The organism is Hymenobacter saemangeumensis (genome assembly GCF_039541835.1).
GTDB classification, from domain to species: Bacteria; Bacteroidota; Bacteroidia; order Cytophagales; family Hymenobacteraceae; genus Hymenobacter; species Hymenobacter saemangeumensis.
Genome location: NZ_BAABGZ010000013.1, coordinates 366,367 through 392,552 on the forward strand (window position 1 = coordinate 366,367; position 26,186 = coordinate 392,552).

14 protein-coding genes are annotated in these 26,186 nt (G+C 64.6%); 10 read left to right on the top strand and 4 right to left on the bottom strand.

Annotated elements, in window-relative coordinates:
- Window positions 1-58 precede the first annotated feature (58 nt).
- The 3 genes from ABD919_RS05920 (at window position 59) to ABD919_RS05930 (ending at window position 15,880) form a co-directional block, all read left to right on the top strand.
- Complete coding sequence (locus ABD919_RS05920) at window positions 59-6,235, top strand: M4 family metallopeptidase (protein WP_345234687.1); 6,177 nt, start codon at window positions 59-61, stop codon at window positions 6,233-6,235.
- Between the two features lie 233 nt (window positions 6,236-6,468).
- A complete protein-coding gene (locus tag ABD919_RS05925) occupies window positions 6,469-10,554 on the top strand; it encodes a fibronectin type III domain-containing protein (RefSeq protein ID WP_345234688.1) in 4,086 nt (1,361 codons plus the stop codon).
- 340 nt (window positions 10,555-10,894) lie between these two features.
- Entirely contained in the window at window positions 10,895-15,880 is a 4,986-nt protein-coding gene (locus ABD919_RS05930) for a fibronectin type III domain-containing protein (protein ID WP_345234690.1), read from the top strand.
- A gap of 98 nt (window positions 15,881-15,978) precedes the next feature.
- On the opposite strand, the gene ABD919_RS05935 is transcribed toward ABD919_RS05930, so the two are convergent.
- On the bottom strand, window positions 15,979-16,692 hold the full coding sequence (locus ABD919_RS05935) for an HAD family hydrolase (RefSeq protein WP_345234692.1): 714 nt from the start codon (window positions 16,690-16,692) through the stop codon (window positions 15,979-15,981).
- 288 nt (window positions 16,693-16,980) lie between these two features.
- Here ABD919_RS05935 and pafA point away from each other — a divergent pair, with 288 nt between their 5' ends.
- Window positions 16,981-18,696, top strand: coding sequence for an alkaline phosphatase PafA (gene pafA / locus ABD919_RS05940; RefSeq protein WP_345234694.1), 1,716 nt, complete (start codon window positions 16,981-16,983; stop codon window positions 18,694-18,696).
- A gap of 63 nt (window positions 18,697-18,759) precedes the next feature.
- On the opposite strand, the gene ABD919_RS05945 is transcribed toward pafA, so the two are convergent.
- The gene (locus ABD919_RS05945; protein ID WP_345234696.1) at window positions 18,760-19,113 is read right to left on the bottom strand and encodes a four helix bundle protein; all 354 of its coding nucleotides are present in this window, start codon (window positions 19,111-19,113) and stop codon (window positions 18,760-18,762) included.
- A gap of 120 nt (window positions 19,114-19,233) precedes the next feature.
- Between ABD919_RS05945 and ABD919_RS05950 the strand changes: the two genes are divergently transcribed.
- From ABD919_RS05950 to ABD919_RS05960, 3 genes are all read left to right on the top strand, one after another.
- A complete protein-coding gene (locus ABD919_RS05950; RefSeq protein ID WP_345234698.1) occupies window positions 19,234-19,809 on the top strand; it encodes an inorganic diphosphatase in 576 nt (191 codons plus the stop codon).
- Window positions 19,810-19,948: 139 nt separating this feature from the next.
- Complete coding sequence (locus ABD919_RS05955) at window positions 19,949-20,632, top strand: DUF6766 family protein (RefSeq protein ID WP_345234699.1); 684 nt, start codon at window positions 19,949-19,951, stop codon at window positions 20,630-20,632.
- A 119-nt stretch (window positions 20,633-20,751) separates the two neighbouring features.
- Entirely contained in the window at window positions 20,752-21,630 is an 879-nt protein-coding gene (locus ABD919_RS05960) for a UbiA prenyltransferase family protein (protein ID WP_345234701.1), read from the top strand.
- A 96-nt stretch (window positions 21,631-21,726) separates the two neighbouring features.
- Here the strand turns inward: ABD919_RS05960 and ABD919_RS05965 are convergent, their stop codons facing one another.
- A complete protein-coding gene (locus ABD919_RS05965) occupies window positions 21,727-23,259 on the bottom strand; it encodes an NAD(P)H-hydrate dehydratase (RefSeq protein WP_345234703.1) in 1,533 nt (510 codons plus the stop codon).
- Between the two features lie 169 nt (window positions 23,260-23,428).
- Between ABD919_RS05965 and msrB the strand changes: the two genes are divergently transcribed.
- Together msrB and ABD919_RS05975 are read left to right on the top strand one after the other, a co-directional pair.
- Window positions 23,429-23,887 carry a peptide-methionine (R)-S-oxide reductase MsrB gene (gene msrB, locus ABD919_RS05970; protein WP_345234705.1) on the top strand — a complete coding sequence of 153 codons (459 nt, stop codon included), beginning with the start codon at window positions 23,429-23,431 and terminating at the stop codon, window positions 23,885-23,887.
- Window positions 23,888-24,189: 302 nt separating this feature from the next.
- Window positions 24,190-24,327 carry a hypothetical protein gene (locus ABD919_RS05975; protein ID WP_345234707.1) on the top strand — a complete coding sequence of 46 codons (138 nt, stop codon included), beginning with the start codon at window positions 24,190-24,192 and terminating at the stop codon, window positions 24,325-24,327.
- Between the two features lie 35 nt (window positions 24,328-24,362).
- On the opposite strand, the gene ABD919_RS05980 is transcribed toward ABD919_RS05975, so the two are convergent.
- The gene (locus ABD919_RS05980; protein ID WP_345234709.1) at window positions 24,363-25,040 is read right to left on the bottom strand and encodes an IS1595 family transposase; all 678 of its coding nucleotides are present in this window, start codon (window positions 25,038-25,040) and stop codon (window positions 24,363-24,365) included.
- 197 nt (window positions 25,041-25,237) lie between these two features.
- On the opposite strand from ABD919_RS05980, the gene sdaAA reads away from it, so the two are divergent.
- Window positions 25,238-26,140, top strand: coding sequence for an L-serine ammonia-lyase, iron-sulfur-dependent, subunit alpha (gene sdaAA / locus ABD919_RS05985; RefSeq protein WP_345234711.1), 903 nt, complete (start codon window positions 25,238-25,240; stop codon window positions 26,138-26,140).
- Window positions 26,141-26,186: the final 46 nt, after the last annotated feature.

Genomic DNA, 26,186 nt, shown 5'->3' on the forward strand with positions numbered 1-26,186 from the left:
ATTGCCTGTACTTTTACAGGATTCACTTATCCATTTATTTCACCCTTTTTTCTGCGTTATGAAGACAAGCTTACGCCAATTAATCCCGCCCGGCTCCTGGCTCCGCCGTGCGGGGCTGGCCGCAGTGCTGGCGCTGGGCACCACCGGGCTGGCCCTGGCCCAGGCCCCGGCCGGCCGCCCAGGCGCCGCTCCCGCTGCCGAGCTCGCGGAAGACGGCACCCCGTTCCTGATTCGTTTGTCGGCCGCGGCCACGCCCTTGCCCGCCGCCAGCGAGCGGCAGCAGGTGCTGCGCCAGCAGCTGGGCCTGGGCCCCGACGAGCAGATGCGCCCGCTGCGCAGCGAGGCCGATGGCATTGGCTTCACCCACGAGCGGTTTCAGCAATACTACCGGGGCGTAAAGGTGGAGCACGGCGTGTACACCGTGCACGAGCGCGGCGGCCGCATTGAGTCCTTGAGCGGGGAGGTAAAGCGCCCGGCCCCGGGCCTGAGCGTGCAGCCCGCCCTGAGTGAAAGCGCCGCCCTGCAGCGCGCCCTGGCTGCCGTGGGGGCCCGCCGCTACAAGTGGGAAGATGCCGCCGAGGAAGCCCTGCTGCGGCGCCAGACCGGCGACCTGCAGGCCACCTTCCGGCCCAAGGGCGAGCTGGTGCTGGTGGGCGACTTCCGCCAGCCCGCCGCGGCCCGGCCGCTGGTGCTGGCGTGGAAGTTTAACGTGTACGCCCAGGAGCCCGTGAGCCGCGACCTGCTGTACGTAGACGCCCGCACCGGGCAGCTGCTGCTGCGCGACGCCATCATCAAGCACGTGAATGCGCCCGGCACCATGGCTACCCGCTACCTGGGGCCCCGCAACAGCACCACCGACGGCTTTGCCGGGGGCTACCGCCTGCGCGAAACCACCCGCGGCAAGGGCGTCACCACCCTCAACTGCCTGCGAAGCACCTCGTTTGCAACGGCGGTCGACTTCGTGGACAACGACAACAACTGGACCGCGGCCGAGTACAACAACGCCGCCTTCGACAATGCCGCCCTCGATGCCCACATCGGCGCCCAGGCCACCCAGGACTACTGGGTAAGCCAGCACGGGCGCGACTCTTATGACAACCGGGGCACGGTGCTGCTGAGCTACGTGCACTACGGCAACGCGGTGGAAAACGCGTTCTGGGACGGCACCGAAATGATATACGGCGACGGCGCCAGCCGCTTCCGGCCCCTGACCTCGGTGGACGTGTGCGGCCACGAAATCGGCCACGCCGTGTGCTCGACCACGGCGGCCCTGATTTATCAGAATGAGTCGGGTGCGCTGAACGAGGGCTTCTCCGACATCTGGGGGGCCTGCGTAGAGCACCACCTCGACCCCACCAAGCAAACCTGGCTTATTGGCGAAGACATCGACCGGGTGCGGCCCTCGCTGCGCTCGATGAGCAACCCCAACGCCGAGGGCCAGCCCGACACTTACCTGGGCACCAGCTGGTACACCGGCACCGGCGACAACGGCGGCGTGCACTACAACTCCGGCGTGCTCAACTTCTGGTTTTACCTGCTGAGCGTGGGCGGCAGCGGCTCCAACGATTTCGGCACCAGCTATAATGTAAGCGGCATCACCATTCAGAAAGCCGCCCGCATTGCCTACCGCGCCGAAAGCGTGTACCTGACGCCTTCGTCGAACTACAGCGCCGCCCGCACGGCCACACTGCAGGCCGCGGCCGACCTCTACGGCTTTGGCTCGCCGGAGATGACTTCGGTGGCGCAGGCCTGGCGGGCCGTGGGGCTGGGCCAGGGGCCGCCCACCATCACCAGCTTTTCGCCCACCAGCGGCATGCCGGGCCAAACGGTGGTCATCACCGGCACCAACCTGAGCAACACCTACCGCGTCACGTTTAACGGGACCGCAGTAACGTCGGGCATCCTCACCTCGGCCACGCAGCTGAGCGTGGTGGTGCCGGCCGGGGCCACCACGGGCCCTATTGTCGTAACCACCCCGAGCGGCACGGCCACCAGCGCCAGCAACTTCACCGTTACCGGCAGCGGGCCGGCGCCCATCATTACCAGCTACTCGCCTGCGGGCGGGCAGCGCACCGGCGCCGCGGTAGTCATCACCGGCACGGGCTTCACCGGCGCCACCGCCGTCAGCTTCAACGGCAGCACGGCGGTGTTTACCGTCAACTCCGGTACCCAGATAACGGCTACGGTGCCCAGCGGCGCCACCAGCGGCACGCTGTCGGTTACCACCCCGGGCGGCACGGCCAGCACCTCGTTTACCGTGCTGCCCTACATCAGCAGCTTCTCGCCGGGCAGCGGCGTGGTGGGCACTTCCGTCGTCATCACCGGCACCAGCTTTACCGGGGCGCTGAACGTGAAGTTCAACGGCGTGTACGCCACGTTCACCGTGAACTCGGCCACCCAGATAACGGCTACCGTGCCCAGCAGCGCCACCACCGGGGTTATTACGGTGCGCACGCCCGCGGGCACGGCCACCAGCCTGACGAACTTCAACGTGACGCCTTCGCTGGCCATTACCAGCTTCACGCCCAATAGCGGGCCCGTTACCACCACGGCCGTAACTATTCGCGGCGTGGGATTCACCGGGGCCACGGCCGTGCGCTTCAACGGCGTCGCGGCCATGCCCTTCACCGTGGCCAGCGACACCGAGCTCTGGGCCAACGTGCCGGCCACCGCCAGCACGGGCCGCATCAGCGTGACCACCCCGCTGGGGAACGCGCAAAGCAGCAGCGACTTCGTGGTGACCGTGCCGGGGGCTCCCACCATCACCAGCTTCACCCCAGCTTATGGCGCGGTGGGCAGCAGCGTATCGATTACTGGTACCAACTTCACCGGAGTCACGGCCGTTCGCTTCAACGGCGTCGCGGCCAGCAGCTTTGTGGCTAATTCGGCCACCAGCATCACCGTGACGGTGCCGGCCGCGGCGGTTACCGGGCCCATCTCGGTGAGCAATGCCACGGGCACCGGCCAGAGCGCCACCGACTTTACGGTGGTAGTGGCCCCGGCCAACGACCTGTGTACGGCGCCCAACCTGCCAGTGCTGAGCTGCGGCGGCGTAGTAACCGGCACCACCATCGGCTCTACCCGCAGCGGCGACCCCACGGGCAGCTGCGGCACCAGCGTGGACGCCGCGGGCGGGGTATTCTACCGCTTCACCGGCACCGGGGCCCAGGTGAACCTGCAAACCTGCGGGGGCACCACCAACTACGACTCCAAGCTGTTTGTCTTTACCGGTACCTGCGGCAACTACACCTGCGTAACCGGCGACGACGACGGCTGCGGCACCACCGCCTCTTCGGTCAGCTTCGCCTCAGTAGCGGGTACCCAGTACCTGATTTACGTGTCGGGCTGGGACCGCAGCGAAGGCACCTTTACCCTAACCTTAAACTGTGCCGCCGCGCCGGCGCCGGCCATTACCAGCTTTACGCCCACTACCGGGCCCGTAGGCACCGCCGTAACGCTGACGGGCACCGGCTTCACCGGTGTCACGAGCGTGGCCTTCAACGGCACGGCCGCTACGTTTACGGTGGTGTCGGGCACCAGCATCACCACCACCGTACCTGCCGGAGCTACTACTGGCCTCATTTCAGCCACTTCCAGCCAGGGCACCGCGCAGAGCACCAGTAATTTCGTGGTAGTAGCCGCCCCACAGGCGCCCGCCAACGACCTGTGCACAGCGGCTAACCTGCCGGTTATCACCTGCGGCAGCTCCCTGACGGGCACTACGCTGAACTCCACCACCACCGGCGACCCCACGGGCAGCTGCGGCACCAGCATCGACGGCGCGGGCGGGGTCTTCTACCGCTTCACCGGCACCGGGGCAGCGGTTACGCTGGCTACCTGCGGGGGCACGACCAGCTACGATTCCAAGCTGTTTGTCTTTACCGGCACCTGCGGCAACTACACCTGCGTAACCGGCGACGACGACGGCTGCGCCAATAATGCTTCCACCGTCACCTTCACCTCCATTAGCGGGACCCAGTACCTGGTCTACGTATCGGGTTGGAGCACCAGCCAGGGGAACTTCACGCTGACAGCTTCCTGCGCACCGCTGCCGGCCATTACCAGCTTCTCGCCCACCACCGGCCCTGCCGGCACAGCGGTGGTAATAACGGGCAGCGGCTTCACGGGCGCCACGGCGGTAGCCTTCAACGGCACGGCCGCCGCGTTTACCGTGAGCTCGGCTACGAGCATCAGCACGACGGTGCCCGCCGGGGCTACCACCGGTACCATCAGCGTAACTACGCCGGCCGACACTGCCACCAGCGCCGCGACCTTCACCGTTACCATGCCCGACCTGGTGGTGAGCACGCCCATGTCGCTGCCAGGCGGGGCATTCAACAACGTAACCATTCTCAACAGCGGGGTGCTGGCCCTAACCGGCGCGCTGAGCGTGGACGGTACCCTGCGCATTGCCGACGGCGGCCGCCTGGCGCTGGCCTGCTGGCCGGTAACAGGGCCGGGTAGCTTCCAGCTCGAAGCCGGGGGCGGCCTGCTTTCCATCTGCCACCCCGCCGGCCTCACCCTGACCGGTGCCGGCGCCATTGCCGTAAGCGGCTCGCGCAGCTACAGCGACGATGCCGCCTACCACTACATCACCGACGGCGCTGCTGCCCAGGTGACCGGCCCCGGCCTGCCCGCCCGCGTACGCACCCTGAACGTGGCCAGCGACGGCCCCACGGTGTCGCTGAGCCAGCCCCTGGCCATCCGCCAGACCCTGGTGCTGAATACCAACCTGCAGGCCGCGGGCAACCTGCTCACCCTGCTGTCGGATGCCACGGGGACGGCGCTGGTGGTAAACTCGGGCGGAGTGCTGCTGGGCACGGCCGCCGTGCAGCGCTACATAAACCCCAGCCTCAACCCCGGCCCCGGCTACCGCCACTACAGCTCGCCGGTTCAGAGCACCACCGTAGCCGACCTGCAAACGCCGGGCTTTACCCCGGCCGTGAACAGCGCATACAACTCGGCTGCCCTGCCGGGGCAGGTGACGCCCTTTCCCACGGTATTTGGCTACGACCAGGCTCGCCTGGCTACGGCCACGAATAACCTGGGTGCCTTCGATAAGGGCTGGACCTCGCCGCTGTCGCTAACCGATGCGCTGCAGGTAGGCCGTGGCTACACCGTGAATATCCCCGCTTCGGAGAAAGTGGATTTTGTGGGCTCCCTTAACAACGGCGACCGCACGCTGAGCCTGACCCGCAACACCGGGGCTACCGCCGCCGAGGCGGGCTGGCACTTGGTCGGCAACCCGTACCCCTCGCCGCTGGATTGGTCGGCCGTGTCCGCCGCGGACCGTGCGGGGCTGGACGCTTCGCTGTACGTGTTCGAGAGCACGGGCCCGTACACGGGGCAGTACCGCAGCTACGTCAACGGCGTGGGCGGGGGCAGCCCGCTGGTGGCGGCCGGGCAGGGCTTCTTCGTGCGGGTGAGCGCCGGGCAGGCCAGCGGCAGCCTAAGCTTCCGCAACAGCCAGCGCCTGACCAGCTACGGCCAGCAGGTGCCTTTGCGCCGCCCGGCCGCCGATGCGCGCCCGCAGCTGCAGCTGCAGGTGCAGGCGCCCAGTGGCCCGGTCGATGCCGTGTACCTGTACGCCCAGGCCGGGGCCACGGCCGGCACCGACGCGGGCTTTGACGCGGCGAAGCTGCCCAACCCCAGCGGGCTGAACCTGGCAGTGGTGGCCGCCGATGGGCAGGCCCAGGCCGTGGCAGGCTTGCCGGCCTTCAGCAGCGCCACGGTGCTGCCCGTGACGCTGCAGGTACCGGCGGCCGGACGCTACTTGCTGCGCCTGGCGGAGCTGCGCAACTGGCCGGCCGGGCAGGGCGTGTACCTGCACGACGCGCAGACGGGGCAGCAGCAGGAGCTGCGCCCGCAGGCGGAGGTGGTGCTGGTGCTGGGCGCGGCGCAGGCCGGGCCGCAGCTGACGGGCCGCTGGAGCCTGCGATTCGGGCCGGCGGCGGCCCCGCTGGCCGCAGCAGCGGCCCTGGCCGCGGCCGTGCAGCTCTACCCCAACCCAGCCCGGGAGCGCTGCACGATTGAAGTGCCGGCCGTAGCGGGCGCGCGGCAGGTGCAGGCTACGCTGCTCAATAGCCTGGGCCAGCGGGTGCGTGCGCAGGCCGCGGCCCTCACGGCAACCGGCGCGCAGCTGAGCCTGGACCTGCACGGCCTGGCCAGCGGGGTCTACACCCTGCAGCTGCGGGTAGGCAGCGAGCTGGTAACCCGGCGCCTGATAGTGGAATAGCGCACGCACGCACAAGCAAGTGAAAGGGCTGCCCCGAATCGGGGCAGCCCTTTTTTGCGTTAAACGGATGAAGATGCAATGATTTCTTGTTTAACTGCTTCTTTTTCAGAAATAACCAAAGAATGGATAGAGGCTGAAAAAGCACTTTCGTGCATGGGGCCGGCTTTTCAAGCTGTAGCCTCTCAGCCCTTTTTTGCCCTTGCTATAACCACTTTTCACCATTTTCTACTTTCATGATTACACCATTACAAGCCGGGAGTTGTGCCAACGGGCCACAAGCCTGGGTATCCCGCATCTCGACCAATGGCATAAGCTTTGGAAAGCAGCTTTTGCTAAGTGCATGGGCTGTATTGCTGAGTGTTGGCTTAGCGCAGGCCCAGGTGTCGGGCTACAGCTTTACGCAGAGCAATGGCAGTTACGCACCCCTGACGGGGGCCACGGTGGTTGCCACGGCCTCTGCCGGCAATGGCTACCTGGATTCGTCGACTATTCCCGTGACGCTGCCCTTTAGCTTCGTGTTCAATGGCGCATCTTACGGCTCGCTGTTTATCAACTCAAATGGCTCGCTGACTTTCGGTAGTGCTTCCACGACGACCGTTCCCATTTCCTCGACTACTTCCTATAGCGGCGCCATTTCGGCTTTAGGCCGCGACCTGCAGGGGCGGCAGACGGCGCCGCTGGGCGAAATCAGCACCCAAACGCTGGGCTCCGGGTCGGCGCAAACCTTCGTGGTGCAGTTCAGCAACTTTCAGCGCTTCGGCAACAGCTCGCCCGGCCCGGCCAACGACAGCTTCAGCTTCCAGATTCGCTTAAACCAGCTGGGCAACACCATTGACCTGGTATATGGGCCCTTCACGTACGACGGCAGCGGCAGCACCAATGCCCAGGTGGGCCTGCGGGGCGCCAACAGCAATGATTTTAACAACCGTACCATCTTGTCGAGCGGCAGCTGGGCGGCCAGCAGCGCCGGCACCAACAGCTCGGCCAGCATGGCCCTGAGCGCTACCGTAATTCCTGCTGCCGGGCTCACCTTCACCTTCACCCCCCCGGCCTGCTCCATGCCATCCATCAGCGTGGGGAGCGTAAGCACCAGCTCGGCCAGCGTGTCCTTTTCCGTGGTCAGCGGCGACAGCTACACCATCAGCACCACGCCGGCTTCCAGCACCCAGACCGTCACGACCTCCCCCGCTACCCTGTCGGGCCTGATGCCGGGCACCAGCTACACCGTACAGGTGGTGCGCAACTGTGCCGGGGGCGCCTCATCTGCGCCTGCTACCGCCACTTTCACCACGGCCTACGCGGCCCCGGCCAACGACGACTGCAGCGGGGCCATCGGCCTGACGCCCCAGGCGTCCTGCACGCCCGTATCGGGCACCACCATCGGCGCCACGGCTTCGGCCGTACCCAACGCCTGCGATGGCAGCGCCGACGACGACGTATGGTACTCCTTCGTGGCCACCACCGGCCAGCACATCATCAACGTGACGGGCAACAGCGGCTTCGACGCCGTGCTCAGCCTGCGCTCGGGGGCCTGCCCCGGCACGGCCCTGGGGACTTGCACCGATGCCACCGGCTCGGGCGGCACCGAAACCATTACCGCTTCGGGCCTGACGGTGGGAGCTACCTACTACGTGCGCGTGTTCACTTACTCCAGCGCGGCACCCACCACGGCGGCTGCGGGCGGCTTTACTATCTGCGTGGTTGAGCCCCCGGCCTGCGCGGCGCCTTCGTCGGTTGCGGCCAGCAACATCACGTCGACATCGGCCAACATCACCTTCACGGTCGGCAACGGCAACACGAGCTACTCGGTAACGGCTACGCCCACCTCGGGCAGCGCCGTGACAGCTACCGGTACTTCCTCACCCATTGCCCTGACCGGCCTGGCCTCCGGCATGAGCTACAGCGTGGTGGTCACCGGCAGCTGCAGCGGCGGCGCTACGGCCAGCAGCACGGCCTACACCTTCAGCACCCTGACGCCCCCGCCAGCCAACGACAACTGCGCCAACGCAATTACCCTGACGTCGGCTGCCTCCTGCTCGCCCGTAGCCGGCACGGTGGCCGGCGCTACGCAGTCGTTGCCACGCATCAGCTGCAACGGCTTTGGCGGCTCAGGCCCGGCCCAGGATGTGTGGTACCGCTTCACGGCCAGCGTGCGCTCCCATACCATTGCCATCACGGGCACTTTCGACGGCGTGCTGGAGGTGCGCAGCGACGACTGCGCCGCCGGCACTAATGTGGGTTGCTCCGACGTCACGGGCAACAACGAAACCCTCACCCTGACCACCTTCAACCCCGGCACCACCTACCTGCTGCGCTATTATCCCTCGGTGGCCAACCCCGTGGATAAAACCTTCAGCATCTGCATTACCCAGCCCGCCGACCTGACGGTGAGCAGCCCCCAGAATGTGCCGCCCGGTTCCTACAACAACATCACCGTGCAGGGTGGGGGAGTAGCCACCCTTACCGGCCCCACCAGCGTGTTTGGCACCCTGCTCGTGCAGAGCGGCGGCAGCCTGGCACCCAACTGCCAGACCCTGAGCGGCCCGGGCAGCTTTACCCTGGCTGCCGGGGCCGAGCTGCGCATTTGCAGCGCGGCCGGCATCACGGCTACTGCCACCGTTGGCGATGTGCAGATGACCGGCACCCGCAGCTACTCGCCCGATGCCAGCTACCTCTACATGGGCAGCGTGGCCCAGAGCACCGGCAACGGCCTGCCCGCCACCGTGCGCAGCCTGATGACCAGCAACGCCAACAACCTGACTTTGTCGCAGCCCGTGGCCGTGACCCAGGAAGTCCGCCTGCTGGCAGCTGGCAACATCGTGACCACCGCCAGCAACACGCTCACCCTGCTGTCGACGCCCGGCGGCACGGCCCTGGTGGCCAACCTGAGCACCGGTGCCGTAACGGGCCCCGGCGCCATCATGCAGCGTGCCATCGACCCCGGCCTGAACGCGGGCCCGGGCTACCGCCACTACAGCTCGCCGGTGCAAAGCACCACGCTGGCCGACCTGAGCACGCCCGGCTTTACCCCGGTAGTAAACCCGGCTTATAACAGCTCGGCTACGCCCAACCTGATTACGCCCTTTCCCACGGTGTTTGGCTACGATGAAACCCGCATCGCCTCGGTAACCTCGACGTACAGCAGCTTCGACAAGGGCTGGTTCTCGCCTAGTGCCCTCACCGATGTGATGCAGCCTACCCAGGGCTATACCGTGAATATTCCGGCTTCGGCAATTGTTGACTTCCGGGGTACCTTCAACAACGGCACCGTGAGCACGGGCCCGCTCACGCGCGGCACCGACCCGCAGGCTGGCTGGCATCTGGTGGGCAATCCGTACCCGTCGCCGCTGAACTGGAGCGACGTAGCGGCGGCGGACCGCTCGGGGCTAGACGCGGCCATGTACGTGTTTGAGAGCACGAGCCAGTACGGGGGGCAGTACCGCAGCTACGTCAACGGCATGGGCAGCGGCAACCCGCTCGTGGCCGCCGGGCAGGGCTTCTTCGTGCGCGTGTCGGCTGGGCAGGCCAGCGGGCAGCTGACGTTCCGCAACAGCCAGCGCAGCACCGACTTTGCCCAGCCGGCGCCCTTCCGCCGCGGGCAGGCCGACCTGCGCCCGCAGCTGCAGCTGCAAGTGCAGGCCCCCACGGGCCTGGTTGATGCCGTGTACCTCTACGCCCAGGCCGGGGCCACAGCCGGCACCGACGCCGGCTTTGACGCCGCCAAGCTGGTCAACCCCAGCGGGCTGAACCTGGCCGCGGTGGCTGCCGACGGACAAGCGCAGGCCGTGGCGGGCCTGCCGGGCTTCAGCAGCGCCACGCTGGTACCACTGGCGCTGGCCGTGCCGGCGGCAGGCAGCTACGTGCTGCGCCTGGCGGAGCTGGGCAACTGGCCGGCTGGTCAGGCAGTGTACCTGCACGACGCGCAGACCGGGCAGCAGGTAGAGCTGCGTCAGCAGGCCGGCTACCGGGTGAGCCTGAGCGCCCAGCAGGCGGCCCAGCCCCTGGCCGGGCGCTTCAGCCTGCGCTTCGGGCCGGCGGCGCCGCTGGCTACTTCGGCCCCGCTCGCGGCCGCGGTGCACCTCTACCCCAACCCGGCCCGGGAGCGGTGCACGGTGGAGGTGCCGGGCGTGGCCGGGGCCCGGCAGGTGCAGGCAACGCTGGTGAACAGCCTGGGCCAGCAGGTGCGGACGCACACGGCGCCGCTGCCCGCTGGTGGAACGCAGCTACAGCTCGACCTGCAGGGCCTGGCCCAGGGCGTATATACCCTGCAGCTGCGCATTGGGGCGGAGGTGCTGACGCGGCGACTGGCAGTGCAGTAGCCGCACTTTCATCAAATTAGCAGAAATGGCCTTCCGCTTTCGGAAGGCCATTTTTCATGCCCTGTTTATTTCATTCACCTAGTTTTATGCTCCCTTGGCCGAGAATTTTTCGGTGTTTAATCAATTTCTTATGGTACACCCCATTGATTGTTAAAAAGACCTTAACTTTAGGAGTTAAACAGCAAACCCACCGTCATCCCCTCGCTGGCGGTTTTTTTTCAATCACCCTTTTCCCCTCTTTTTCATGACAACACAGATACAATCTGGGATGCACCCCCCCATGCCGAAAGGCCGGGCATCCCACCTACTGTCTGGCGGCAGAAGCCGCTGGCAGTGGCTATTGACCACCTTCTGGGCCGTGCTGCTGAGCATGGGCGTGGCGCAGGCACAAAACCGGGCCGACGCCTATGGCTTTACCCAAACCCAGGGCACTTACACGCCCATTACGGGCGGCACCCAGGTGGCCGTAGTTACGGGAAATTCTACCAGCGGTGACACCTCGCTGGATGACGTTGGCTATGCGGTTGCATTGCCTACTCCCTTCACTTTTGCGGGGGGTTCGCAAACCAACATCGTCATCAATACCAATGGTAGTATAACGTTTGGTACCACCGCGACTACCAGCAACTACGGCCCTATCTCTTCCACTGCCACCTATGCCGGGGCCATCGCGGCACTGGGGCGCGACCTGCAAGGCAATCCGACGACCGGCTCCGAGGGTGAGATTCGGACCCAGACTGTAGGTTCGGAGTTTGTAATACAGTACAGTAACTTTAAGCGCTTTGGCGCTACTGGGTCGGGTGACAACTTCAATTTCCAAATCCGGCTGAATACGGCCACCGGCGCGATTAACATCGTGTATGGCAGCTTCACCATCACCAACACAACCAGCTCAACGGGAACCCAGATTGGCTTGCGGGGCACGTCGACGGCCGACTATAATAACCGTCAAAGCACTACCTCGTTCCTCCGAACCAATGTTGGGGCTGCTATGACCACCTCCTCCAGCGTTACGCTCTCGTCGGCGGTGCTGCCTACCTCGGGCCTGACGTTCACCTACACGCCATCCACCACGGCGCAGCTGCCGGTTATCCGGCCTACGGCCACTACCGTTGCGGCCACTTCTGCTACCATCACCTACGTAGCTCCTACTGCGTCCACTGCCCCGACGGGCTACACGGCTACGGTACGACTTACGAGCACTAACGCCGTGGTTGGTACCTTCGCCAATGCCACGGCTACCACGTTCTCGCTTACGGGCCTGACGGCTAGCACCGATTATACCGTGAGCATCGTCGCCAACTACGCAGCTGGAAATTCGCTGCCAACGGAAACACGGTTCCTGTCGGCAGCAAACTGTGCGGCTCCTACCAGTCTTTCTATCAGCAACAATACCACGGGTAACTCGGCTACGCTTTCGTTCACTGCTCCTGCCTCGGGGGTAACCAACTACACCGTAACAACCAACCCGGCCACGACAACCTATACCGTTACCGCCTCACCGTTAAACCTGACCGGCCTGACGACGGGAGCTACCTACACGGTGAGCGTGGTAAGCAACTGTTCAGCAGGTGGCACAGCTCCTGCTGCTACTGTTAACTTTACTGTTTTCACGCCTGCCCCGGCAAACGACAACCCCACGGGCGCTGTTGCCCTAACAATGGCCGCCACCTGTTCGCCTACTAACGGCACCACCGCTGGCGCTACCACCACCACGGCCAATGGCTACGTGAACGGCTCCTCGCCGGACTGCGCCATCGCGGCCAGCCCTAAAGACGTGTGGTACACCTTCACGACGGCCGCCAGCGGCTCGGCCAGCACGGCGGCGGTTATCACCGTAACCGGCAGCACTGCCGGCCAGATACGCGTGTTCTCGGCGGCTTCCTCCGCAGGACCCTTCACGCAGGTAGCCTGCTCGGCTGGCTCGACCAACAACACCGTGGCCCCGGCCCTGACAGTGACCGGCCTGACGGCCAGCACCACCTATTATGTGCGTATAGCTGGATACGGCTCGTCTGATACGCAGGGCCCCTTTACCATCTGCGTAACCAACCCGCCGGCTTGCTCGGCCCCGACTGCCGTATCCTCGAACACCATCACGTCGACTTCGGCCAACATTACCTTCACGGGCGGTAGTGGCAACACGAGCTACTCGGTAACGGCTACGCCTGCCATGGGCAGCGCCGTGACGGTGACGGGCTCAGCTTCGCCCATCGCCCTGACCGGCCTGACGCCCAGCACCAGCTACAGCGTGGTAGTAACCGGCAGCTGCTCGGGTGGCGCAACCGCGGCCAGCACGGCCCATACCTTCTCTACCCTGGCCCCCCCGCCGGCTAACGACGACTGCAGCGCGGCTGCAGCCTTGAGCATCAGCACGACCTGCACCAACACGGTGGGCACCACACTTGGGGCAACGGCTTCGGCCGCACCCATCCCCAACCCCACCTGCGCCGGCTCAATCTTCAACGATGTATGGTACACCGTGGTAGTTCCCGCCAGCGGTACGGTGACGGTAGCCACCAGCGCTGCTACTGGCAGCCCACTTACCGACACCGGCCTGAGCGTGTACAGCGGCACCTGCGGTATGCTGACTGCGCTGGGCTGCAACGATGACTTCGGCGGCACCAACTTCTCGCAGGTGACCGTAACCGGGCAGACGCCCGGCGCCACCCTGCTTGTGCGGGTATGGGCCTACAACAACGGTAGCAACGGCCAGTTTAACATCTGTGCCACCATGCCGGCCGCCTGCGCGGCTCCGACTGCCGTGTCCTCGAACACCATCACGTCGACTTCGGCCAACATCACCTTCACGGCTGGCAACGGCAACACGAGCTACTCGGTAACGGCCACGCCCGCCATGGGCAGCCCCGTGACGGTGACGGGCTCGGCTTCGCCCATTGCCCTGACCGGCCTGACGCCCGGCACCAGCTACAGCGTGGTAGTAACCGGCAACTGCTCGGGCGGCGCCACCGCAGCCAGCACGGCCCATACCTTCTCCACGCTTGCGCCCCCGCCTGCCAATGACGACTGCGTCAACGCAGTTACGCTGATGTCGTCGACCACTTGCACGGCTACCAACGGCACTGTGAATGGGGCTACTCAGTCGCTGGCTCCCATCCTCTGCAATGGCTTTACTGGGACAGCTCCTGCTCAGGACGTGTGGTACCGCTTCACAGCTACCGGCACAACGCACAACATCTCGGTAACGGGTACCTTCGACGGCGTTATGGAAGTGCGCACGAATAACTGCGCTGCCGGGGCAAACATTGGTTGCTCCGATGTGGGTGGAAATAACGAGTCGCTGACCCTGACGTCGCTGACGCCCGGCACAACCTATCTGGTACGCTACTACCCCTACAGCCCCAACCCGACGAACAAGACATTCTCTATCTGCGTGACAGAGCCTACCGACCTGACGGTAAGCAGCGCTCAGAACGTGCCGGCTGGTATCTACAACAACATTACTATTGTTAATGGTGGCGTGGCAACCCTCACCGGCACGGTAAGCGTGTTTGGCTCCCTGCAGGTGCAGAGCGGCGGAACGCTGGTAACCAACTGCCAGACGCTGAACGGCTCGGGCAACTTCGTGCTGGCCGACGGCGGCGAGCTGCGCATCTGCAACACCTCCGGCATCACCACTTCGGGCGCTACCGGTGCCGTACAGCTGACGGGTACCCGCACTTACTCGCCCCTGGCTAGCTACGTGTATAACGCCACCTCGTCGCAGTCGACCGGCAGCGGCCTGCCCGCGCAGGTGATGAACCTGACGACGACCAACTCCAGCAACCTGACGCTGACCCAGCCGGTATCGGTGCTGCGCGAAGTACGCCTGACGGCGGCCGGCAACATCGTGACGACGGCTACCAACACTTTGACTCTGCTGTCGGATACGCCTGGCACGGCCCTCATTGTGAGCACCAGCACGGGTACCGTAACCGGCGCCGGCGGTGTTCTGCAGCGTGCCATCACGAGCGGCGCTCTGGTTGGCTACCGCCACTACAGCTCGCCGGTGCAGAGCACCACGTTTGCCGACCTGACGGCCCCGACGTATACCCCCGTGGTGAACCCGGCCTACAACACCGCCGCCGACCCCGGCAACGTGTCGCCCTTCCCCACGGTGTTTGGCTACAACCAGGACCGCATTGCTACGGTAACTTCGCCCTACGGCAGCTTCGATAAAGGCTGGTTCTCGCCCAGCGCCCTGACCGACGTGATGCAGCCCACCCGTGGCTACACTGCCAACGTGCCCACTACGGCCCTGGTTGACCTGCGTGGTACGTTCAACAACGGCACCCAGAACTCGGGCGCCCTCAACCGCGGCACCGACCCCGAGGCGGGCTGGCACCTGCTGGGTAACCCTTACCCGGCTCCGCTCGACTGGAGCACCGTAACCGCGGCCCAGCGCCCCGGCATGGATGCCGCCATGTACGTGTACTCGGCCACGAGCCAGTACCGCGGCTTCTATCGCACTTATGTAAACGGTGTAGGCGAGTCGCCGCTGGTGAATGCCGGCCAGGGCTACTTTGTGCGGGTTAGCGCCGCTGGCACCCCCGGCGCAGTAAACCTGACCAACGCCAACCGTGTCACTTCGTTCGGCGCCCAGCCCGGCTTCGGCCGCAGCACTGCCGATACCCGTCCGCAGCTCAAGCTGCAGCTGCTGGGTGGCAGCCAGGTGGGTGATGAGGCCATTGTGTACTTCGACGCGGCCGCCACGGCCGGTGTAGATGCGGCCACCGACGCCGTGAAGCTGGCCAACCCCTCGGGCTGGAACCTGGCTTCGCTGGCCGGTAACGTGGAGCTGGCTATTAACGGCCTGGCCCCGGTAGCCGGCACGGAAGTCATCGTGCCCCTGGCCCTGCGCGTACCCCAGGCCGGCGCCTTCGCCTTTGAAGCCGCCACGCTGGCGAACTTCGGCACCGGCACGGTGTACCTGCGCGACGCGCAGACCGGCACCCAGCTGCTGCTCAGCGCCGGCTCGCGCTACGCCTTCACCCTGGCCGGCACCAGCACCACGCGCTTCAGCCTGGTGTTCCGGGGCGCCAGCGTGACGGCCGCCCAGTCGGCCCTGCTGGCCGGCAAGGTGAGCGTGTACCCCAACCCGGCCGCGGGCCGCTTCGCGGTGCTGCTGCCCCCGGTAGCGGGCCAGCAGCACGTGCAGGCCACCCTGCTCAACGCCCTGGGCCAGGTGGTAGCCTCGCGCACCATCGCCCTGACGGCGGCTGGTGCTACCAGTGAGTTCGACACCCAGGCCCTGGCCGCCGGCGTGTACGTGCTGCGCCTGCAGGCCGGCACCGACGTCCTCACCCAGCGCGTGGTAGTGGAATAAGGCTTGCCTTGTAAGCTAAAAAGGCCCGGTGCATTCGCACCGGGCCTTTTTTTGTGTCAGGCTTATGATGAGTAAGCCAGCCGCCAGCCGCTGCCTGGCTACAGCTTCATGTAGTTGCGCTGGGCACGCTGCTTGTCGGGCTTGGGCGCGGTGGGCTGGGACTGCAGCAGCTCCAGCAGGCGCTCGGGTGTCAGCTCCGTGAAGTCCTTGATAACGGCCATCGGGGCCTGAAAATCTTTGGCTTTAAGGGAAGATGCCACGGCCACCACGCGCATGCCGGCCTTGTAGGCAGCCTGCTCACCCAGAACAGCATCCTCGAAGACGACGCACTGCTCCGGCGGCACGCGCAGCTTGGCGGCTACTGCGGTGAAGGTATCGGCATGGGGCTTGCCGCGTTCCACGTCGGCTTTGCCCACTACGGCATCGAAGTAGCGGCGCAGGTCGAGGTGGTCGATGATGTAGCCGATGGTTTCGGGGGCCGAGCCGGTGCCCAGCCCGATTTTAAAGCCTGCCTGCCGGGCTGCTTCCAGGAACGGGCGCAGGCCGGGCATCTCCCGCCGCTTGGTCCAGTACAGGGTGCGGTACAGAAACTCCCGCTGGCTGGCGTACTCTTTGAGCTGCTTTTCAGGCACGGGATTACGGAACACCGTCTTCAGGATGTTGGTGGCTGGCATGCCGTTGAGCCGGGCCAGCAGGCGCCGGGCATTGGTGGTCAGGCCCAGGTCGCGAAAGAGCAGCTGAAAGGCGCGGGCCTGGTAGGGCGTGTTGTCGATGAGCACGCCGTCCATGTCAAAAATGAGAGCAGGCTTCAAGGGGAATTAAAAATTATGAATTAAAAATTAGCTGTTCTTAACCATCAACCAGGGGGTAGGAATAAGAAACAAGGAACCAGGAACCAGAAACGTAACCTGCTGGCATACGCAACTTCATCGGCGGCGGCTGGCCGGATGGGGGAGGAGGCGCGCTGCGCGGTATCTTTGCGGCCGGAGAGTGCCGCGCTGCTCCAGCTGTGCGCCCGTATTGTGCCGTATGAAGACGTTGGATGGCAGCTTTGCCATTTCCTGATATGCCGGGCTGGAGCCTGGCCCAATTTATTTGCCTTGAGAAAAGAAGTTGCCCTAGCCCTCGCGGCTGCCTTGCTGACGGCTCCTGCCTTTGCCCAGAAAGCGGCCAAGCCCCTGCCCCGCCCCAAGCTGGTGGTGGGCATTGTGGTCGACCAGATGCGTTACGACTACCTCTACCGCTACTGGGACAAGTACGGCTCGGATGGATTTAAGCGCCTGCTGCGCGAAGGCTTCAGCTACGAAAGCACCCACTACAACTACGTGCCCACCTACACCGGGCCGGGCCATGCCAGCATCTACACGGGCACCACGCCTTCCACGCATGGCATTATCGGCAACAACTGGTGGGTGCGCGAGGAAGGCCGCGGCACCTACGTCACCGAGGATAAAACCGTGCAGCCGGTAGGCGGCTCGGCTGCGGCCGGGCAGCAGTCGCCGCGCCACATGCTCACCACTACCATTGGCGACGAGCTGCGCCTGGCCACCAACTTCCAGAGCAAGGTGGTGGGCGTGTGCATCAAGGACCGGGGCAGCATTCTGCCGGCCGGGCACTCGGCCAATGCCGCCTACTGGTATGATGGCAGCAACGGAGCCTTCATAAGCAGTACATTTTACATGACGCAGCTGCCCGACTGGGTAAGTAAGTTCAATGCCCAGAACCGGGCGGCGGCTTACCTCGACCAGCCCTGGCAGACCCTGCTGCCCATCGGCCAGTACACCGAAAGCACCCCCGATGATGCGGCCTGGGAAGGCGCCTTTAAGGGCGAAGACAAGCCCGTATTTCCCCACGACCTGCCCCGGCTCAGCGCCGCGCCCACGCCGGCGGTGAAAGCCAACCTGCAGGCGGCCGGCGAAACCGTGCCCAAAGCCTCGCCGCGCAACCTCGACCTGATTCGCTGGACGCCCTTCGGCAACTCCCTCACCACCGACTTTGCCCTCGAAGCCCTGCGCGCCGAGCAGCTGGGCCAGCGCCCCGGCATCACCGACATGCTGGCCGTGAGCTTTTCCTGCACCGACTACATCGGCCACCAGTTCGGGGCCAACGCCATTGAAACCGAAGACACCTACCTGCGCCTCGACCGCGATGTGGCCCGCCTGCTGCGCGAGATTGAAAAAACCGTGGGCAAAGGCCAGGCCCTGGTGTTTCTGACTGCCGACCACGGTGCGGCGCACTCGGTTAACTTCCTGAAAGAGCACCGCCTGCCGGCCGGCGGCGTCAGCGTAGCCCTGATGCGCGACTCGGTGGAAAAAGCACTGGTGCGCCGCTACGGCGCCGGCAAGTGGGTGTCGGAGCTCGACAACCAGCAGGTGTACCTCAACCGCCCGCTGCTGGCCCAAAAAGGGCTTAACCTGGCCCAGGTGCAGGCCGAGGTGGCGGCCACCCTGCTCAAGCTGCCCGGCATTGCGCAAACCACTACCGCCACCGACCTGCAGCGCACCCACTGGCAGCAGGGCCCGGGCATGTTTCAGGAAAACGGCTACAACCCGAGCCGCTCCGGCGACGTGCTGGCCATGCTCACCCCCGGCTGGCTGGAGGCTTACACCTATCCCGTGCTGAAAGGCACCACCCACGGCACGGCCGGCACCTACGACACCCACGTGCCCCTGCTGTTCTGGGGCTGGCACGTGCCCAAGGGCCAGTCGGTAGCCCCCGCCCGCATCGTGGACATCGCGCCCACCCTGGCCCGCTGGCTGCACATTCAGGAGCCCAACGGCTGCAGCGGGCAGCCCTTGCAGGAAGTGCTGCGTTGATGTGCTAATTGAATAATGTGCTGATGTGCTAATTAACCGCTGGGCTGGTTTCTCTACCTATACCTATGCCAAGGGCTTGCGGGTCGATGAAATAATCTTCGACAGAATCTTGCGAATAATCAGCAGGCGGGAAAGCAGCTCCGTGGGGTCTTCATAGCCAGGTGCGCACTGGCACAGCATCAGCCAATAATCGGTTTCCTCGGCTTCTTTTGCGGCAATTTTGCATTTATGAATAAAATCTGCCCGGCTTTCGGCACTCTGCGCCTCGCGCACATTAGCTCCAATTGACGTTCCACTTCGCATTAGCTGTTTAGCCATTACGTAGCGCCGCTGCGTTTCCAGGCGCTCAGTGTATGCCATTATTAATAATGAAAACTCAAATGTCAGTCTGACAATCAAGTTATCGGATTCAGTCATTACCATGGTAGAATAGGTGAAGAGGCGGCATAAACATAGGCTTTTTATACAGCATTGCCTCTACCTCCGCTAAACATTTCATCAGCACATCAGCACATTAAAAAATCAATTCATTACCCAATGAACAACCATTTCAATCCCTGGCACGACGTGTCGCGCGGCGACCAGAACCCTGCCATTGTGCAGGCCATCATCGAAATTCCCAAAGGCAGCAAGGGCAAGTACGAGCTCGACAAAGACAGTGGCCTGCTCAAGCTCGACCGCGTGCTGTTCTCGGCCGTGCATTACCCCGCTGCCTACGGCTTTATTCCGCAGACCTACTGCGACGACCACGACCCGCTCGACATTCTCGTGCTGTGCTCGGTGGATGTGCCCCACATGTGCATCATCGAGGCCAAGGTGATTGGCGTGATGCAGATGGTGGACCAGGACGAGGAAGACGACAAAATCATTGCCGTGGCCGCCCACGACGTGTCGGTAAACCACTACAACGACATCAGCGCCCTGCCGCCCCACATGCTGCTGGAGATGCGCCGTTTCTTCGAAGACTACAAGGCCCTGGAAAACAAGCAGGTGGTAGTGGAGCGCTTCATGGGCCGGGAGGATGCCTACAACATCATCGACGCCAGCATCAAGCTCTACCAGGAAACCTTCCAGGACAAGCGAAGCCAGCCCGCTCCGCTGCAGCTGAAGTAAGCCCGTCTCGCGGGGGAATGGCGCCGCCCCGGTGCCGGCCGAAGCCCACGCGGTTTTGGGCGGCACCGGGGCGGCGCTTCTTGCTGCTGCCCGGGCCCGGCCGCTGCACCCAATTAAGAGCGAAATCGTAGAAGGCGGCATGGCCATTTCCCGTCCCAAGTCGGCGCTGCTGCGGTTTTTGTATGAAAACAGCTTGTCGCTGGTGGTATTTATTCTGATTGTCGGCACGCTGGCCGGGCAGTTCGTCACGGGCAGGCACGACTACAACGACGAGCTCAAAGAAATGGGCCTCGCCGAGCTTTCGGCGCGCGAATACTTTGGTTCCGGCCACTTCATTGAGGCTACGTTCGAAAACTGGGAAAGTGAGTTTCTGCAGATGGGCCTGTACGTGCTGCTCACCGTCTGGCTGCGACAGAAAGGCTCGGCCGAGTCCAAGAAGCTGTACGAGCCCGAGGAAGTGGACGACAAGCCGCGGCCCCATAAAAAGGATGCGCCCTGGCCCGTGCGGGTAGGCGGCCTGGCCCTGGCCCTGTACAAACATTCGCTGAGCCTGGCCTTTTTCGGCTTGTTCTTCGTGTCGCTCTGGCTGCATGCCAAAGGCGGGGCCGAAGTGTACAGCCTGGAGCAGGTGCAGCACGGCAAGGCAGCCGTTGGCATCTGGGAGTACATGGGCACCAGCCGCTTCTGGTTCGAGTCGCTGCAAAACTGGCAGAGCGAGTTCCTGAGCATTCTCAGCATTGTAGGCCTCAGCATCTTCCTGCGCCAGCAAGGCTCCCCCGAGTCCAAGCCAGTAGACGCCGCACACAGTGAAACCGGGCGATGAATGAATGATGATTTTTGATGTGCTGATTAATTGATGTGCTGATGTGCTGTTTTGCCTCCACAGCACATCAGCACATCAATTAATCAGCACATAAACCCCTGAAGCCTTAAATTTCGGCGATGCCTGCTCTGTCGCCTCCAGTTGATTTCCCGCCTGACCGCCCTTGGTGGCTGCGGGGAGTTGATGCCCTGCTGTATAGCAGCACCTGGCTGGCAGTGGCAGCAGCGGCTCAAACGGCTGCTACCCTGCAGCTGTGGCCGTCTATAGGAGCGGGTGGGCAGCGGCTGGTGCTGATGGTGTTCGCCGCTACCCTGCTGGTGTACAATCTGGATGCGGCCCTGCCCTTCAAGCACCAGCAGCCGGCGGGAAACTCGGCCCGCAAGGCCTGGCAGCAGGGGCACCGGCGGGGCTTAGCCCTGCTGGCCGGCGCCGCCGCTGTGGTGGCCGGGTACTTGTTCTGGCGCGACGACTGGGGGCGCTACCTGCCCAAGGTGCTGCCCCTGGCGGCGCTGGCCTTGCTTTATTCCTGGCCTCTGCTGAAGTGGCGCGGCCGCCGCCGGGCCCTGCGCGAAGTGCCCTTGCTGAAGGTCTTTCTCATCGCCGGGGTGTGGTCGCTGGTTACGGTGGGGCTGCCGGCCCTGGCCGGGCTGCGCCCCCTGAGCGAAGCCGCCGGCCTGCTGGGGCAGCGGTTTTTCCTGGTGCTGGCCCTGGCCCTGGTGTTCGACATCCGCGACTACAGCCGCGACCGCCGGGCGGGCATCTATACCTTCCCCGGCGTGCTGGGCGTGGCCGGCGCCAAGCGCCTGGGCTGGTTTTTTCTGTCCATAGCGGCCACCCTGGGGCTGGCCCGTGGCGCCGCACCCCTGGCTGTGCTGCTGCCGGCTATGTTGGCCGCCGCGGTTATCTGGGGCGCCGAGGAGGAGCAGGGCGACTACTACTTCGCCCTGCTCACCGATGGCGTGCTGCTGGTGCAGGCTGCTGCCTACTTCCTGGTGTAGCGCGGCCTTGTACTCCGCCGCTTTGCCAGCACTGCCGTTGCGCGGCGGGCTGAGCGGAATTCTGCTCTACGACTGGCTGTCGGCTACCAGGCCGCGCTAAAACTCGCGGGCGGCCGTCAGCTCCCGGAGAGCCGGGCCGATGTAGCGGATGATGTCGCTGGCAATGAGGCCGGGCTCGCCGCTTTCCTGGGCTGCCAGGTCGCCGGCGCGGCCGTGGGCATACACACCCAGCTGCACAGCGGCAAACGCCGTGAGGCGGACATCGGCGCGCAGGGCGGTGAGCAGGCCGGTGAGCACGTCGCCGCTGCCGCCGGTGGCCATGCCGGGGTTGCCGGTGCAGTTGAAGTGCAGCTCGCCCTGGGGGGTAGCCAGGCAGCTGTAAGCACCCTTCAGCACCACGTAGCAGCGGTGCTCCCGGGCGAAGGCCTGCAGCAGCTCAAGGCGGTGGTAGTCGTCGCGGGCGCGCTCGGTGAGGCGCTCAAACTCCTTGGGGTGAGGGGTAAGCACCGTATCGGGCGGCAGCTGGGCCAGCAGCTCACGGTGCTGCCCCAGCAGGTTAAGGGCATCGGCGTCGAGCACCAGGGGCAGGGGCTGACCACTGGTATTGGCAGCCTCTTCCAGCAGCTGCTGCAGTACGCCGCGGCTGGCCGGCTGCTGGCCCAGCCCCGGGCCCATGCCCACGGCCTGGTAAGGCGACAGGTCCGGCAGCTCGCTCAGGTAGTCGGGGTGGGCATCGGCCAGGCACATGGCCTCGGGGGCCGCAGTTTGCAGAATCTCGTAGCCGCAGCCGGGTACCCGCACCGTGAGCAGGCCCACGCCGGTCCGCAGGCAGGCCTGGGTAGCTAGCAGGGCAGCCCCGATTTTACCCCGGCTGCCCGCCAGCAGCAGGGCATGGCCAAAGGTGCCTTTATGGGCATACGGGGGGCGGGCCGGCAGCAGGCCCTGCGCGGCAGAGGCATCGGTGAAAAACCAGGACGCTTCCGCGTCGGCAATAAATGCTGCGCTCAAGCCGATGTCCTCCACGTGCCACTCGCCCACGAAGGCCGCATGCTGGGGCAGGAAAAAGGCCAGCTTGGGCAAGCCAAAGCTAACGGTGTAGCTGGCCTGCACAATGGGGCTGTCGGCCGGCTGCGGGGAGTCGGCCAGCAGGCCCGAGGGCAGGTCTACCGCCACCACCCGGGCCCGGGCCTCGTTGAGCTGGGCCACCACGGCGGCCGCCTCCTCGGCCAGCGGGCGCGAGAGGCCGGTGCCGAACAAGGCATCAACGACCAGCCCATTGGGCTTTAGCTCCAGGGGAGTGGCCCCAATCTCATGCACGGGTACGCCTTTCGGCAGGTGGGCGCGGTTGTGCAGGTAGTCGGCCGAGTAGCTGGCGGCGGGCAGCAGGCCTACCCGCACAGGGTAGCCGTCCTGGTACAGCAGACGGGCAATGGCCAGGCCGTCGCCGCCGTTGTTGCCGGGGCCGGCCAGCACCAGCACTTCTGGCACCTGGCTGGTGCTCCAGCGGCGGCGCAGCCATTTGGTGAAGGCCGTGGCCGCCCGCTCCATGAGCTCGACCGAGGACAGGCCCTGCTCGGAAACGGTGGCGTAGTCGAGCTGGCGGATTTGGGCAGCGGTAAGGATTTTCATAGCGGGAAAAAGAATGAAGAACAGCGTAGGGTATTTTTTGAGGGTACAAAGAACGGGCGGACGGCGGATAACCGCTTCGTCGTAAAATGCCGGGCAGTGCAAACCCATAGCCTACAGCAGCGTTTACACCTCATCACCTCATCACCTCATCACCTCATCACCTCATCATATGCAAACCTGGAACGACGTTATTCGCCTGGCCAACCATGGCAGCCCCGCCCCGCCCCGCCGCGTGGAGAAAACCGAAGCCGAGTGGCGGGCCCAGCTCACGCCCCAGCAGTACCATGTTACGCGCGAACACGGCACCGAGCGGGCCTTTACCGGCGAGTACTGCGAAGCCCACGAGGCGGGCCTCTACGCCTGCGTGTGCTGCGGAACACCGCTCTATGACTCGCGCACCAAGTTTGAGAGCGGCACCGGCTGGCCCAGCTTCACCCAGCCGGTGGACGAAAGCGCCATCCGCTACAAGAAAGACACCAGCTACGGCATGACCCGCGTGGAAGTGCTCTGCAACGTGTGCGACGCGCACCAGGGCCACGTCTTTCCCGACGGCCCCCCGCCCAGCGGACTGCGGCTGTGTATCAACTCGGCCAGCATTAAGCTGGTGGGGGAGGGGGAGGCGGTGTAAGCCGCGCGGAATACATTTTCACGCTTTATAGTTGCTTGATTTTGAGCTCCAGCCGAACTACATCGGCTGGAGTTTTCATTTTATGAAACACCGCTTACTTCTGTCCCTGGCTGCGGCCCTGACTTGTGCCGCGGCTTCGGCCCAGCTTCTCGACCGTAGCCGGCTTGACGGCCTGCCCTTAGTGGTGGCTAGGGCTTTCCGACCAGCGGCAGCAACCGTTTTTCAGCAGGTGACGGTGCTGGAGCAGGTGTGCCGGACCGGAGTCTGGATACACACCTCTCGCACCACCAATTCCCGCTTTAATGCGGGCAACATGCCGGCGCGCATCCTCCGCGAGTCGTTCACCAACGGGGGGCGGCACTGCCCCGGCAGCCGGCGTGTACCTGCTGCGCCTGAGCGCCGGTGTTCGCAGCCAGACCCTGCGTCTGGTAGTGGAGTAACGCCATTTTGTTAGGGGCTTAGGAAGCAAACAGGCTCAAAGGGGCAGTTGTCGGAGTAATTTAAGGAGCAATTTGTAGAGGTCCTCTTGGCGATGATTAAAGCGGAATTCGGTTTCTTTCAGGTGCAGCAGAAACGTGTGTTTAGGCACGCCATTGAATTGCTGCAGGCGGGCTTTGGCAAAGCTCCAGAAGGACTCGATGCCGTTGATGTGCGAGGCGCCGTGGACAAACTCGTCCTGGCCGTGGTGGACGCGGAAGTGGCGGTCAAAGCCGACGTCGACCAGCCCGTCGTAGCCGCGCCAGCCATCGGTGTTGACCATGGCTGCTGCGTCTATTTTGCCGCGAATAATGGCTTGCAACGTCTTTTTCGAGCAGTCCGGGACAATTTCCGTGTACACCCGTCCGCCCCGTTTGAACAGGCCGAAGACGATGGTTTTGCCACTGGCGCCCCGGCCGCGTTTGCCACGCACGCGCCGGGGGCCGAAGTAGCTCTCGTCGAGTTCCACGGCCCCGTCGAGTCCAGCCGGCACCGGGCACCAGGCCTGCAGGCGCCGGCGCAAGCGCAGGTACAAATCGTTGACTGCACGCACGCTCAGGCCCGTCAGGCGGGCCGTGTCCGAGGCCGTCAAATCCAACGCAAACAAGCGCAGCAAATAGCGGAATTTGGCCTCCGAAATTTTTGCGCGGTGATAATAGCGGTTAGCCGGTTGCATAACAGAAAGTTACACCGCCTCCTGACTATGTTTGCTTCCTAAGCCCCTTTGTTAATAGGCAAAGCCGACGTCCGCATGGGCGTCGGCTTTTTTGTTGGCTAGGCGCGTACTTCGTAGCCACAGAACCACCGCCGGCTGGCACCTGCGCGGGCTGGCGTTCGTTACCCTACTTTCTTCCTTCAATCCCACCCATCCCCATGTCCCTTTTATTCACGGATTTTGCCTCCTGGCAGGCCCACTGCGCGGCCACCGGCGAGCCCCTGTACCAGCCCGTGCTGGCCTACGAAATCGAGCAGAAAGGCCGCAGCGAAGCGCAAGTCTGGAGCGGCCTGCAGCGGGCCTACGACGTGATGCGCGACGCCGTGCACGAGGGCCTGACCGGCGACATGACGTCCCGCTCGGGCATGATAAACAACGGGGCCAAGAAAATTGCCGCCTCCCCCGTTACCGTGCTCTCGCCCGAGTTCAAGCAGCTCATCACCCGGGCGCTGGGAGCCAAAGAAGTAAACTCCTGCATGGGCCGGGTAGTGGCCGCCCCCACGGCCGGCGCCTCGGGCATTCTGCCGGGCGTGCTGGTGACCATTCAGGACTTGCACAAGCTCGACGACCGCAGCATTCTGGAAGGCCTGCTGGTCGCGGCGGGTGTGGCTCTCATCATCGAGCAGAACGCCTCCCTGGCCGGAGCTGTGGGCGGCTGCCAGGCCGAGACCGGTTCGGCGGCGGCCATGGGCAGCGGGGCCATTGTGTACTGCCTGGGGGGCTCCGTCGAGCAGGTGTTTGCGGCCGTGGCCATCACCATACAGTGCATGCTGGGCCTGGTGTGCGACCCCGTGGCCGGGCTGGTGGAAGTGCCCTGCGTGGTGCGCAATGCCTCTGCGGCAGCCATTGCCTTCAGCTCGGCCCAGATTGCCATTGCGGGCGTCGACCCGGTTATTCCCGTCGACCAGTGCGTGGCGGCCCTGGGCGAGGTAGGGCAGAGCATGGAAACCCGCTACAAGGAAACCGCCCTCGGCGGCCTGGCCAACACGCCCCGGGGCCGCGAGATTGAGAAGCTGGTGCTGGTGCAGGACGTCAACATCCTGCCCGACGAGGAGGTGTAGCGACTGGTCATAAGACCTTGCCAAAGGCTTTGAGGCTCATAAGCCT

What these genes read in the sequence shown, in the direction of transcription:
- ABD919_RS05955 (WP_345234699.1), top strand. Translation starts at nt 19,949, where the DNA reads ATGGCCATTTCCCGTCCCAAGTCGGCGCTGCTGCGGTTTTTGTATGAA.
- ABD919_RS05965 (WP_345234703.1), bottom strand. Translation starts at nt 23,259, where the DNA reads ATGAAAATCCTTACCGCTGCCCAAATCCGCCAGCTCGACTACGCCACC.
- ABD919_RS05945 (WP_345234696.1), bottom strand. Translation starts at nt 19,113, where the DNA reads ATGACTGAATCCGATAACTTGATTGTCAGACTGACATTTGAGTTTTCA.
- ABD919_RS05920 (WP_345234687.1), top strand. Translation starts at nt 59, where the DNA reads ATGAAGACAAGCTTACGCCAATTAATCCCGCCCGGCTCCTGGCTCCGC.
- msrB (WP_345234705.1), top strand. Translation starts at nt 23,429, where the DNA reads ATGCAAACCTGGAACGACGTTATTCGCCTGGCCAACCATGGCAGCCCC.
- ABD919_RS05925 (WP_345234688.1), top strand. Translation starts at nt 6,469, where the DNA reads ATGATTACACCATTACAAGCCGGGAGTTGTGCCAACGGGCCACAAGCC.
- sdaAA (WP_345234711.1), top strand. Translation starts at nt 25,238, where the DNA reads ATGTCCCTTTTATTCACGGATTTTGCCTCCTGGCAGGCCCACTGCGCG.
- ABD919_RS05960 (WP_345234701.1), top strand. Translation starts at nt 20,752, where the DNA reads ATGCCTGCTCTGTCGCCTCCAGTTGATTTCCCGCCTGACCGCCCTTGG.
- ABD919_RS05950 (WP_345234698.1), top strand. Translation starts at nt 19,234, where the DNA reads ATGAACAACCATTTCAATCCCTGGCACGACGTGTCGCGCGGCGACCAG.
- ABD919_RS05975 (WP_345234707.1), top strand. Translation starts at nt 24,190, where the DNA reads ATGCGGGCAACATGCCGGCGCGCATCCTCCGCGAGTCGTTCACCAACG.
- ABD919_RS05980 (WP_345234709.1), bottom strand. Translation starts at nt 25,040, where the DNA reads ATGCAACCGGCTAACCGCTATTATCACCGCGCAAAAATTTCGGAGGCC.